Origin of the sequence: Streptomyces carpinensis, assembly GCF_002154505.1 — a bacterium.
Taxonomy (GTDB): domain Bacteria; phylum Actinomycetota; class Actinomycetes; order Streptomycetales; family Streptomycetaceae; genus Streptomyces; species Streptomyces carpinensis.
Genome location: NZ_MUBM01000257.1, coordinates 1 through 12,573, shown reverse-complemented (window position 1 = coordinate 12,573; position 12,573 = coordinate 1). Strand labels below are relative to the sequence as shown.

At 71.0% G+C, this 12,573-nt stretch carries 9 protein-coding genes and 1 pseudogene; 5 read left to right on the top strand and 5 right to left on the bottom strand.

Going from position 1 to position 12,573, the window contains the following annotated elements:
- The 4 genes from BZY54_RS31325 to BZY54_RS31310 all read right to left on the bottom strand — a co-directional run.
- Positions 1-720 (bottom strand): inositol monophosphatase family protein (locus BZY54_RS31325; RefSeq protein WP_107419874.1); only part of this gene is annotated, 720 nt, incomplete at its 3' end.
- Between the two features lie 96 nt (positions 721-816).
- Positions 817-2,646, bottom strand: a complete 1,830-nt coding sequence (locus BZY54_RS31320; RefSeq protein WP_086728700.1) for a gamma-glutamyltransferase family protein — start codon at positions 2,644-2,646, stop codon at positions 817-819.
- Positions 2,647-3,014: 368 nt separating this feature from the next.
- Positions 3,015-4,649, bottom strand: coding sequence for a fucose isomerase (locus tag BZY54_RS31315; RefSeq protein ID WP_086728699.1), 1,635 nt, complete (start codon positions 4,647-4,649; stop codon positions 3,015-3,017).
- A 224-nt stretch (positions 4,650-4,873) separates the two neighbouring features.
- Positions 4,874-6,352, bottom strand: coding sequence for an FGGY-family carbohydrate kinase (locus BZY54_RS31310; protein WP_086728698.1), 1,479 nt, complete (start codon positions 6,350-6,352; stop codon positions 4,874-4,876).
- Positions 6,353-6,631: 279 nt separating this feature from the next.
- On the opposite strand from BZY54_RS31310, the gene BZY54_RS31305 reads away from it, so the two are divergent.
- From BZY54_RS31305 to BZY54_RS31290, 4 genes are all read left to right on the top strand, one after another.
- Positions 6,632-7,723: a glycoside hydrolase family 172 protein gene (locus BZY54_RS31305; RefSeq protein WP_086728697.1), complete on the top strand. Its 1,092-nt coding sequence runs from the start codon at positions 6,632-6,634 to the stop codon at positions 7,721-7,723.
- 130 nt (positions 7,724-7,853) lie between these two features.
- Positions 7,854-9,263: an ABC transporter substrate-binding protein gene (locus BZY54_RS31300; protein WP_086728696.1), complete on the top strand. Its 1,410-nt coding sequence runs from the start codon at positions 7,854-7,856 to the stop codon at positions 9,261-9,263.
- Positions 9,260-10,237, top strand: coding sequence for a carbohydrate ABC transporter permease (locus BZY54_RS31295; RefSeq protein WP_086728695.1), 978 nt, complete (start codon positions 9,260-9,262; stop codon positions 10,235-10,237). The genes BZY54_RS31300 and BZY54_RS31295 overlap by 4 nt, the downstream gene beginning before the upstream one ends.
- Positions 10,227-11,096 (top strand): carbohydrate ABC transporter permease, encoded by an 870-nt coding sequence (locus tag BZY54_RS31290; RefSeq protein WP_086728694.1) that lies wholly within the window; start codon positions 10,227-10,229, stop codon positions 11,094-11,096. The genes BZY54_RS31295 and BZY54_RS31290 overlap by 11 nt, the downstream gene beginning before the upstream one ends.
- A 137-nt stretch (positions 11,097-11,233) precedes the next feature.
- On the opposite strand, the gene BZY54_RS31285 is transcribed toward BZY54_RS31290, so the two are convergent.
- On the bottom strand, positions 11,234-12,196 hold the full coding sequence (locus tag BZY54_RS31285) for a LacI family DNA-binding transcriptional regulator (protein ID WP_244217435.1): 963 nt from the start codon (positions 12,194-12,196) through the stop codon (positions 11,234-11,236).
- Positions 12,197-12,390: 194 nt separating this feature from the next.
- On the opposite strand from BZY54_RS31285, the pseudogene BZY54_RS52395 reads away from it, so the two are divergent.
- Positions 12,391-12,573: pseudogene (locus BZY54_RS52395) on the top strand (hypothetical protein); the annotation flags it as partial.

Here is a 12,573-nt window from a genome sequence, read left to right as displayed (position 1 = left end):
GCCCGCCTCCTCGACCAGCAGCAGGCCGGCCGCATGATCCCATGCCGCTTCCCAGGAGAACGCAGTCGCGTCCAGCTCCCCGCGGGCGATGGCGAGGTACTCGAGGCCGGCCGAGCCGCAGGCCCGGGGTTCCACACCGTCCGTCCACAGGCCGCGCAGGGTGCGCTTCTGCTCGTCCGTCGTGAAGTCCGGGTGCGAGGTGGCCACGCGCAGGGCGCGGCCCGGGTCGGGCGTGCCGGAACGCAGCGGCTCGCCGTCGAGTAGGGCGCCTCGGCCCCGTACGGCGGTGGCGAGCCGGTCGGGCACCGGAGCGTACGTCCAGGAGGCCAGCACCACTCCCCCGCGGGCCAGGGCCACCAGGGTGCAGAAGCCGGGATCGCCATGCACGAACTGCCGTGTGCCGTCCACCGGGTCCACGATCCAGACCAGGTCCTCGCCGCGAATCGCCTCGTACACGGCGGGGTCGGCGTGCACCGCTTCCTCGCCGACCACGAGGGAGCCGGGCAGCAGGGCGGCGAGGGTGTCGGTGAGGTACCGCTCGGCCAGGCGGTCGGCGTCCGTCACGAGGTCGTGCGGGCCGGACTTCTGGTCGACCTCGTCCTCCGCGAGCCGGCGGAAGCGAGGCATGATCTCGGCCGCGGCCGCCTTGCGGACCGCATCCTCCACGTCGGCCGAGTGACGCGCGAGAAACCCTTCGATGGTCTCCGTCTCTTCGATCATGCCCCCAATGAGACCACGCGCCGCTGACAATCCCCGCCCGCCCGGTGTACGTGGGGTGGAATGAGGATGAACACACGTCGTCGCAGGCGACCGGCGTCAGCGTCCCACCGCGTACCCCTGCATCCCGCGCGGGTTCGCGGCGGCCGACAGGATGTGGGTCTCCGGGTCGCGGGCGACCGCGCAGAGGCGGCCCTCGGACCATGGACCGCCGACCGTCACGTCGTGGCCGCGGCGGCGCAGCTCCGCGACGACCTCGGGGGCCGTGCGGGACTCCACGGTGACGCTGCCGGGGCGCATCCCGCGCGGGTAGAACGATCCGGGGAAGGCGTCGTTGTGCCAGTTCGGGGCGTCGACGGCGCCCTGGAGGTCGAGTCCGCCGCGGACGGCGGCGCGCAGGGCGACGGCCAGGAAGAAGTGCAGCTGCCACTGGTCCTGCTGGTCGCCGCCGGGTGTGCCGAAGGCCATGACGGGCACGCCGTCGCGCAGCGCGATCGACGGTGTGAGGGTGGTGCGCGGGCGGCGGCCGGGCGTCAGCGAGTTGGGCAGGTCCTCCTCCAGCCAGGTCATCTGCAGCCGGGTGCCGAGCGGGAAGCCCAGTTCGGGCACGACGGGGTTGGACTGCAGCCAGCCGCCGCTGGGCGTGGCGGAGACCATGTTGCCCCAGCGGTCGACGACGTCGAGGTGGCAGGTGTCGCCGCGGGTGCCGCCGTCCGGGGCGACCTCCGGTTCGCCCGGCACGGGGGAGGTCGGCGGCTTGGCGACCGTCGGCTCCCCGATGCCCAGGGCGTCGAACTCCCCCCTCTGCGCGGCGATCCGGTGCGCGTGCGTGCTCAGGCGCGGTAGGCGGCCGCCGGGGCTGCCGGGCCGCAGTTCGTAGGAGGCCGCCTCGCCGACCAGCTTCCGCCGCTCGGCGTTGTACTCCTCCGACAGCAGCTCGGTCAGCGGCACATCGGCGGCGTCCCCGTACCAGGCCTCCCGGTCGGCCATGGCCAGCTTGCAGCCCTCGATCAGCAGGTGGACGTAGTCGGCGGATGCGTACGGGGGCAGCTCGGGCGGGAGCAGTGCGAGTTGCTGGAGGAGGACCGGGCCCTGGCTCCAGGGGCCTGCCTTGCAGAGGGTCCAGCCGTTCCAGTCGTAGGTGGCCGGGGTTTCGTAGGTGGCGGACCACGCGGCGAGGTCGGCCGCCGTGAGGGTACCCGTGTGGCGCTCGCCGCTGGTGTCCATGGTGGGCCTGCCGGCCTGCCGGACCAGCGCCTCGGCGACGAAGCCGGATCGCCACACCTGCCGCGCGGCCTCGATGCGGGCCTCCCGGTCCCCGGCGCCCGCGGTCTCGTCGAGCAGCCGTTTCCAGGTGGCGGCGAGCGCCGGGTTGCGGAACAGCTCCCCGGGCCGGGGCGGGCGGCCGCCGGGCAGGTAGACCTCGGCGGAGGAGGTCCACTCGGTCTCGAACAGCCGCCGTACGGTCTCGACGGTCTCACCGACGCGTTCCACGGGCGCGTGCCCGTGTTCGGCGTACCCGATGGCGTACTTCAGGACGTCGGCGAGGTGCATGGTGCCGTGGTCGCGCAGGAGCAGCATCCACGCGTCGAAGGCGCCCGGGACGGCGGCGGCGAGCGGTCCGGTGCCCGGGACGAGATCCAGGCCGAGCCCCCGGTAGTGCGCGACCGTCGCCCCGGCCGGTGCCACGCCCTGCCCGCACAGCACCCGTACCTCGCCGCCCGCCGGGGCGAGCAGGATCGGCACCTCCCCGGCGGGCCCGTTGAGGTGCGGCTCCACGACGTGCAGCACGAACGCGCCGGCCACGGCCGCGTCGTAGGCGTTGCCGCCCTCCTCCAGCACGGCCATCGCCGACTGCGACGCCAGCCAGTGCGTGGAGGACACCATGCCGAAGGTGCCCTGGAGGGTTGGCCGGGTGGTGAACTGCATCTCTCACCTCGTTGTTCGCCGCAGTCGGTCGGTCCGCTCGGTGGTGAGACCTACCCGCGACAACCTCACCCACCCCTGCCGTCTCCTCGGGAGCGGCGCGGGCTCAGTGGTAGTGGGCCTCCAGCTCGGCGATCGAGGTGAAGGTCTGCGTACCGCCGGTGCCTCCTTTGACGCGCACGCCGTCACCGCGCGTGAACCTGCCACGCATGCCCGGCAGCCGTGGGGTCCTGGTTCCCTCGGTCAGCGGTTCACGCGCTGGGGCCCGGTGCTCCGCTCGCATGCGGGGCGGGCGGAGCACCAGGGGTTTCGCGACCGCGCGGGGCGAGCGGGTGCCCGCCCGCTCGCCCCGGTGCCGCGGGTCGGTACCGCTACAGCGTCACGTCCCCGCACAGGTGCACCTCGACGCCCAGCTCGGCGAAGAGTGCCGCCTTGGCGCGCAGCGCCTTGTCGGCGGTCTCCGCGTCGGGGGCGTAGGCGACGTTGAGGTGGTTGGCGCGGTGGCGGGCCATGAACTGGTCGCGGGTGACGCCGTGCAGGACCGCGTGCATGATCGGCCACTGGTGGTTGGTGGCATCCAGCCGGCGCCGGGTCTCCTCCTCGGGCAGCTCGATCGAGGTGGCGCGGCCGAGGTCGACGTGCAGCCGGCCGTCCATCAGGAACACGCGCGACCAGACGATCTCACCCGGCTTGGAGACACCGCTGAGGGTGCCGCCGCCGAGCGGGAAGAACATCGGGGGCTGGCGCATGCTGTACGACTTGTCGTAGCCGCCGTTGTGGGAGGCGGGCACCGAGCCGGAGATCTCGAAGACCCAGACGAACCGGCCGTCGTACTCCTCGCCCCAGCGGATGTCGTGCAGCGTGGTGGCCGGGTCGAGGCCCATCGCCGTCCAGATACGGTTGGTGACGAGGGAGTCGACGGCGACACCCTCGTCCACCTCGTTGAAGTGGGGCAGCGGCGCGCCCGCGTAGAGCTCACGGGCACCGTCGCGGCTGAGCACCGGCGGGCGCTGGACGTTGTTGAGCAGTCCCTCGGCGAGGTCGCTGGCCGGGACGGTGTCCTTCAGGCCCTGCTGGTACTGGATGCCGACCGCGTCGAGTCCGAAGTCGTCGGCGATGCGCAGCGCGGCGATGTACATCTTGAACTGGCTGAGCAGCTGCGCGTCGGTGAGCTCGGTGGCCTCGTCCGTACCGGTGTGGAAGGTCATGCCCGCGTGGTCGAGCCAGACGCGGACCGCCTGGGCCTCCTCGTCGGAGACCTTCTTCATCTCGGCGACCAGGGCGCTCTGCGACAGGCGCTCCTTGTAGATGCCGAGCGGGTTGAGGAACTCGTCGTCGATGATGGCGTTGTACATGCCCATGCAGCCCTCGTCGAAGACGCCGATGATCGCCTTCTCCTCGCGCAGCTGGCGGGCGAGGGCCACGCCGAGTTCGGTCTCCGGGTCCTGCGGCAGCGGTGGCAGGGGCCGGACGTGGCCGGTGTCGTGGGTGAGGGTGCCCGTCTCCAGCCAGGTGCGCAGGCCCTCGCGAGCCCACTCGTCGGTGAAGTCGGCGCTCCACAGGACGGAGTAGTCGCGTCCCGCCTTGGTGAGGCTGCCGGCGAGGTTGAGCAGGCCGACCAGGCCCGGGAACTCACCGCTCCAGTTGGCCACGACCAGGATCGGGCCCTCGTGGCTGCGCAGACCGGCGAGGACGTGATGGCTGTACTGCCAGACGGCCTCGACGACGATCAGCGGGGCGTCCTTGGGCAGGGTCTTGAAGACCTCGATGCCGGCGCGCTGGCTGTCGATGAAGCCGTGGCCCCTGCCCTCGTCGACCGCGTGACCGCGGCGCAGCTTCCAGCCGAGGTCCGTCACGGCCGCGGCGAGGTCGCCCTCCAGCTTCTCCTGGGTGGGCCAGCAGGTGACGTTGGCGGCAGGGCGCAGGTCGCCGCTGGCCACGGTGTAGACGGTGTGCGGCTCGGCGGCCGGCGGCCGGTTGAGCTCGGGCAGGGAGTACGTGGTCATGCGGTCTCCGTAGATTGTGCGTTCGGCCCCGGAGCGGGGCCACTGTGTCGAGCAGTGGGTGAATCCGGTGTGACGGGTCCGGTGGCAGGCCGGTGCCGGCCGCCGGCAAGGTGGCGGCGGCCAGCCGTCAGGGGCGGGCGGCGGCCGACCGTCGCCGAGCAGGCGGAGGGTGCCGTCTGCGGGCAGGCGGAGGCGGTCGCCTGCGGGCGCGCAGGAGGTGCCCGTCAGCGCTCCTGCAGGGCCGCGAGGGCATGGACGACGTCCGCGCTGTCCGGGTACAGCCGCCGGTAGAGGGCGTACGACGCGTCGTAGCGCGCGGTGTGCTCGGCGTGCGGCATCACCGTCTCGCGCACCGGGTTCCAGTCGTCGATGGACGCGTCCCCGACGAGCTGGGCGGCCAGCAGCGCACCGCCGTAGCTGGCGCCGATGGTGGTGGTGCGCAGTTCCTGCGGGCGGCCGGTGATGTCGGAGACGATCTGCGTCCACAGGGAGCCCTGGGTGCCGCCGCCGACGGCGACCACGCGACGGATGTCGCCGCCGGCCTCCTCGATGACCTCGATGTTGTGGCGGACGCCGAAACCGGTGGCCTCCAGGGCGGCCCGGTAGAGGTCGCCACGGGTGTGCGAGAGGGTCAGCCCGGCGATCACTCCTCGGGCGTCCGGGTCCATGACCGGGGTGCGCTCGCCGGAGAAGTACGGCAGCATCAGCAGGCCGTTGGCGCCCGGACCGGACTCGGCGGCCAGGCGGGTGAGCTCGGTGTGGTCGGTGCCGTCGAACAGGTCGCGCAGCCAGTTGGTGACCGCACCGGAGGTGGCCATGCCGCCGGCCAGGTTCCGGGTCCCGGGCAGCGCGCCGACCGTGCCCCATAGGGACGGGCTGGTGAGCGGCTTGGGCACGGTGTGGACGAGGAACATGGTGGTGCCGTACATCAGCATCAGATCGCCGGTGTTCTGCGCGCCCACGCTCAGTGCCTCGGCCCAGGCGTCGATGGTGCCGGTGGTGACGGGGATGCCGGCGGGCAGGCCGGTCTCCCGGGCGGCCTCGGCGGTGACGGTGCCGGCCGCCTCGCCGGACCAGCGCAGCGGCGGCAGCTCGATGCCGGGGGCTACCTCGGCCGCCCAGGCGGCGTACCACTCCGAGACGTGCGTGTCGTACAGCGGGGTGCACTGACTGGCCGAGTGGTGGTCGAGGACGTAGGCGCCGGTGAGCTGCCGGACCAGCCAGGAGCTGGGCATGTAGAGGCGACGTGCCCGGGCGTAGAGCTCGGGCTCCTCCTCGGCGATCCAGGCGATCTTCGGCCCCGCGGCCTGGGTGGTCAGGGCCGAGCCGCCGCGCCGGATGATCTCCTCGGCGCCGAGCCGCGCCTCGATGCGTTCGATCTGGCGGACCGAGCGGGTGTCCACGCCGTAGAGGACGGCGGGGCGCAGCGGGGTGTCGTGCTCGTCGGTCAGCAGGACGCAGGGCCCCATGCCGCTGACGCCGACGGACAGGACGGTGGTGTCACCCGGGCCGGTCAGCTCGCGGGCGAGTTCGGTGAACTCGCGCCACCACACGGAAGCGTCCATTTCGAAACGGCCGGGTCCCGGCCTGGCGGGTCTGTGCTCCCGTACGGCCGAGCGGATCAGAGAACCGTCGAGGCCGACGAGGACGCCCTTGCTGCTCGACGTGCCGATGTCCACGCCGATGACTGCGTTGCGAGGCATGCCCAGGACGATCGCAGAAATCGATTTCAGGGTCAAGAGTCCACACGCGAGCCGCGATTTCTCCTGGTGAGAGCCGTGGGGTGAGTCGCAGCCGCCATCCGGGTACACCTGGGCGTCTCACCTCTTGACACCCCTGAGGACCCCCTCTACGTTTCGGTGAAATGGATTTCAGAGGTGTTTCACCGCGCTGTCGGTGCCGCCTCGCTCTTCCCGCGCCCCACGGTGCCTGTGCCGGCCCGCGGCGCGCGCCCCCGTACTCCATCATGAGGGCAAGACACGATGACGACCTTTGGACTCGACGGCCTCTCCCGCAGGACGCGTGCCGTCAGCCGTTCCATCAGCGCCGAGAACTTCACCGGCGCCGAATCCGGCGGCGGCCGCGCCACGGAGGGCACCGGAGCGGTGGCGGCGAGCCGGCTGGGGCCGGGCTGGAAGATCTCGCCCAGCATCGACATCGCCGCCGGTGAGACGGCGGTGCTCGCCGATATCGAGGGCCCCGGCACCATCCGCCACCTGTGGTGCACCACCGACCCGCACACGGCGTGGCGGGGCACCCTGCTGCGGATGTACTGGGAGGGCGAGGAGGACCCGGCCGTCGAGGTGCCGCTCGGCGACTTCTTCTGCAACGGCTGGAACACCTTCAGCCAGGTCTCGTCCGTGCCGGTCGCGGCCAACCCCAACGGCGGCTTCAACGCCTACTGGCCGATGCCGTTCCGGCGCAGCGCGCGCATCACCCTGGAGAACCTGACCGCCGAGAAGGTCACGCTCTACTATCAGGTCGACTACGAACTGGACGAGGTCGGCGACGACGCCTCCTACTTCCACGCCCAGTGGCGCCGCAGCCACCCGGTCCCCTTCGGCGAGGTGCACACCCTGCTCGACGGCGTCACCGGCGCCGGCAGCTACGTCGGGACCTACCTGGCCTGGGGCGTTAACAGCCCGGGCTGGTGGGGCGAGGGCGAGCTGAAGTTCTATCTCGACGGCGACGACGAGTTCCCGACGATCTGCGGCACCGGCACCGAGGACTACTTCGGCGGCGCCTGGAACTTCGACGTCCCCGGCCAGGGCTACACCGCCTACACCACTCCCTACCTGGGCCTGAACCAGATCCTGCGCCCGGACGGGCTGTACCGCAGCCAGCAGCGGTTCGGCATGTACCGTTGGCACGTCCTGGACCCGATCCGGTTCTCCGAGGACCTCCGCGTCACCGTGCAGAGCCTCGGCATCGGCCCGGGCCAGGGCAATGGCCTGCCGCACCGCTACCGGCACACCAGCGACGACATCGCGAGCACCTCGATCTTCTACCTGGACGCACCCAGCTCCGCGTCCCGTCCGGCCACGCCGGACCTGCTGACGCTGGAAGTCGACTGACCGCCGTACGGCAAGTCGCTTCCGGGTGACCGGTCCCCGCGCGCGGGGCCGGTTCCCAGGATCCGCCCCGGGGCCGCCCCCCAGGATCCGCCCTCCCCAAGGCCCATCACACCTCGACAGGAGCGCACGCATGCTCCAGCACGGCACAGAAGCCGCGCCCGCGGTCCCCACCGCCCAGGCCGCGGCGGGGACCGACCGCCAGGCCCCGCACGCCTCCCGCCGCCGATTCCTCACCGGCCTCGCCGGCGCCGGGGCGGCCTTCGCCGCCCCCACCCTGCTCACGGGCTGCGGCACGGCACAGGCCAAGGGCGCCACCATGAAGTTCTGGAACTTCTACGCGCCGCAGAACTCGCCGGACCCGGCGATCCGGGCCCAGGCCAAGTGGTTCACCGACTTGATCGACCTGTGGAACTCCACCCACTCGCCCAAGATCGAACTGGTGTACATACCCGTCGGCGACTACACCAACGGTGCCAAGCTCCCCACCGCGTTCGCCACCGGGACGGGCCCGGACATCTTCCTGCTCAGCCCCGGCGACTTCCTGCGGTACTACAACGGCGGCGTGCTGGCCGACCTCACGCCGCACCTGGACCACGGGGTGGTGGAGGACTACGGCACGGCGCTCACCAGCCGGATGGTCGACGGCAAGGTCTACGCCCTGCCGATGGAGGTCGAGCCGCTGGCGATGTTCTACTCGATCGACACCTGGGAGAAGGCGGGCCTGTCGGAGGGCGACATCCCCACCACCTGGGACCAGATGCTCGGTCTGGGTGACAAGCTGCGCACGAGGACCAGGGCGGGCGTGGCCTTCGAGTGCCTTCCCGGCTACTTCCAGAACTTCACCTGGTACCCCTGGATGTGGCAGGGCGGCGGCGACGTGGTGGACAAGCACGGCAACATCGTCTTCGACTCCAGGGCGACCCGGCAGGCGCTGCAGATGTGGCAGGACGCCATCAAACACGGCATCGCGCCCCGTACCGATCCCGCCGCGGGCGACGTCATCGGCGGCTTCAAGGGCGGCAACGTCGCGATGTGGCAGTCGGGCATCTGGAACGTCGCCAGCTTCAAGGCATTCGCCCCCGAGTACCGCTACGGCGTCTTCAAACTGCCGGTCCCGCCGGGCGGCAAGTACGTCACCACGCTGGGCGGCTGGTCGTTCTGCGCCAACGCGCAGGGCAGCAACAGCGAGGCCGCGGCCGAGTTCTGCGCCTGGGCGATCGGCTCGATGAAGGACGACTCCATCGACCGGATGGTGGACTGGTGCATCCGCGCCAAGTCCGACGTGGCGCCCCGCACCACAGCGCTGGAGCGTGGCGCGGCCAAGGGCGGCTACGACTCGACGATCATGAAGAAGTTCAAGGACGAGATCTTCCCCGGGGGCCGTGCCGAGCCGCGCTATCCCCCGGTCGTCTACAAGGCGATCTCCGACGCCATCCAGGCGACCATGCTCACCGGCGCGGACGTGGCCGCCGAGACCCAGCGGGCCGCCGAGTCGATGAGGGCTTACACCAAGAGCTACCAGGGGGCGAGTCTGGTATGAGCAGCGTGACCGCACACGACACGGCGGGGACGAAGTCCCGCGCCAAGGGCCGTCCCACGGCCCAGACGCCCGCTTCCGCACATCCGCGGCTCAGCCGCCGGCGTCGCGAGTGGCTGGCGGCCGGCCTCTTCCTCGCCCCGGACGCCATCGGCCTGCTGGTGTTCGTCGCCGTCCCGATGGTGCTCTCCGTCGTGCTGAGCCTGTTCCAGGTCAGCGGCTTCGGCAGCTACCAGTGGGTGGGCCTCGGCAACTACGACCGGATGTTCCACGACCCGCTGTTCTGGGCCTCCATGAGGATCACCGGAATCTATGTGGTGGTCCTGGTGCCCGTGCTGTTCTGCCTGAGCCTCGCCCTCGGGCTGCTGGTCAAGCAGAAGCTGCCCGGTGTGGGCGCCTACCGCACCGCGCTGTTCATGCCGTACGTGATCAGCCTCGTGGTGGTGGGAGTGCTCTGGAAGTTCATGCTCGACGACCAGGTCGGGATAGTGAACAAGGCCATGCGGGCGGCCGGCTTCGGCGGCGCCTCCTGGCTCGGCTCCCCTGGGCTGGCGCTCGGCTCGGTCATCGCCGTGATGACGTGGGTGATGATGGGCTACTACATGATCATCTTTCTGGCCGGGCTCCAGGAGATCCCGCAGGAGTACTACGAGGCCGCCCGGATCGACGGCGCGAGTGCCTGGAGGTCGTTCCGCTCGATCACCTGGCCGCTGCTCCGTCCCACCAGCTTCTTCGTGCTGCTGATGTCGACGGTCGCGGCCATCACCGGCGGCCTCGACCTGCTCTTCGTACTGACCAAGGGCGGTCCGGCCAACGGCACCTCGCTGGCGATCTACTACATCTACCAGCAGGCCTTCACCTTCGGGGAGTACGGATACGCGTCGGCCATGGGCACCTTCCTGGTGCTGATCATGGTCGTCTTCGCCGGGGTGATCTTCAAGGTGACGAAGGGCGGGAGGTTCGACGATGGCGAGTGACGTGGCGACGGGCGGAGTGAGGGCGCGGGGCGCCGGCGGCTCCGGGACCATCGGCAGGACCAGCCGCATCTGGCTGACGGTGCTGGCCGTCGTGGTGTCCCTGCTGAGCGTGTTCCCGGTGCTGTGGATGGTCGACTCCGCGTTCAAGACACGCAGCACGGTCACCGACGGCCGGCTGATACCCACGGAGTTCACGTTCCAGAACTTCGTCGACGTCTTCACCCAGGTGCCGTTCGGGCGCTTCCTGTGGAACAGCTTCTTCGTCTCCGCGGTGATCACCATCGTGTCGCTGTTCTTCCACTCGATGGCCGCCTACGCGCTGGCCCGGCTGCGTTTCCCGGGCCGTGAGAAGGTCTTCGGGTTGATCTTCTCGACGCTTCTGGTCACCCCGCCGGTGGTGCTGATCCCGCTGTTCGTCGTGGCTCGTGAGCTGCACCTGCTCAACAGCTACGCGGGACTGATCATTCCGGCCATCTTCAACGCGTTCGGCATCTTCCTCCTGCGCCAGTTCTACCTGGGCCTGCCCAAGGAGCTGGAGGAGGCGGCGATCGTCGACGGCTGCGGCCACTGGCGGGTCTACTGGAACATCGTGCTGCCGATGTCCCGCCCGATCCTGTCGGCCCTCGCGGTGTTCTTCTTCCTCGCCAACTGGAACGCCTTCGTCTGGCCGCTGGTCTCCACCAACGACCAGAGCCTCACGGTGATCCAGCTCGGCATCGCCTCGTTCGCGACCCAGGCCGCCTCCAACTGGAACTACATCCTGGCGGCGGCGACGGTGGCAGCACTGCCCATGCTGGTGCTGTTCTTCGTCTTCCAGCGGCAGATCGTGGAGTCGATCAAGACGTCCGGTCTCAAGTAGGCGGCTCCGCGGCAGCGGCACAGCAAGCGAAAGGGGCGTCGCACCGGTCATCCGACCGGTGCGACGCCCCTTTCGGCGTCCTCCGCGTGCGCCGGGCGCCGTCCGCCGCGCGTGCGCGGCGGACGGCGCCGCGTGCGTCAGTCCGAGGCGACCGGCCCGGCGGTGCTCTCCCGGATCTGGAGCGTGGTGCGCAGCACCACGGTCTGCAGCGGTGCCGTACCGCCCTCCATCCGCTGCAGCAGCAGGTCGGCGGCGGCGCGCCCGAGCTCGTACGAGGGCAGCTCGACCGCCGTCAGCGACGGGCGCACCAAGGACGCCCAGGGGACGTCGCCGAAGGAGAGCACGCCGACGCCGGGCGGGGTGCGCCCGGCCTCGTCCAGGGCGTCGAGGGCGCCGATGGTCATGAGGTTGTTGGTGACGAACACCGCGTCGGGCGGCTCGGGCAGGGCCAGCAGCTCGCGCATCGCGGCCCGGCCGCCCTCTACCCGGAAGTCGGCGTGCCGGACGTAGGCGTCGTCGGCCACGGCCCCGTTGCTCCGTGCGGCGTGCAGGGCCGCGCGGTAGCCGGCCAGCCGCTCCTCGGAGGTGGAGGCGCCCTCGGGTCCGGTGATGCAGGCGATCCTGCGGTAGCCGGCCTGCAGCAGATGGCGCGTGGCCACCTCACCGCCGTGCCGGTCGTCGGCCCGTACCGCGTCCACCTCGGCGTCGTGCGGCCGCCGGTCGACGGCGACCACGGGCACGCCCCGGGCGATGAGCGGCCCGAGGTCCGTGTCGTCCTGGGAGGCCGCCGCCACGATCACGCCCGCCATCTGCTCACCGAGCGCGACCTCGAGGTAGCGGCGCTCCTTGTCGGTGTCCTCGTCGGAGTTGCACAGCACGACCGAGAGGCTGGTGCGCTGCGCGGCGTCCTCGACACCGCGGGCGAGCGAGGTGAAGAAGGGGTTCTCGATGTCCGGGATGATCAGGGCGATCACGCTGGAGCGCTGTTTGCGCAGTGAGCGCGCCAGGCGGTTGGGCGCGAAGCCCAGTGCCGCGGCGGCCTGTTGCACGGACTGGGCACGTTCCGGTGTGACCCTGCCGCCGTTGAACACACGAGACACGGTCGCCGGGGATACTCCGGCGGCTCGCGCCACGTCATGGATCGTCACCACCTGTGTCCGCATCCTTTCGCCGGGTCTTGGCTCCCACCCTACCCTGCTTGTGAAAAGGATTTCACCCCTGAATTCAGCGGGCCTGGCCGGAAACAGGCGGGTCCGCCGCGTCCACGGGACGCTGGTGGGGGGCAGCAGGGCGCGTGGAACCGGAAGGCGACGGGTGGGAGGGAGGGGGCGGTACCGGGCACGAGGGAGGGGAAGGCGACGGCCGCGAGGGGCCCCGAGGCCGTGAGGGAAAAGGACCGGGAGGCGATGGGGTGGACGGCCGGGTGGCGATCGAGGTGATCGCCGTCGATCCGATGAACAGCACCTCGGTGCTGGCC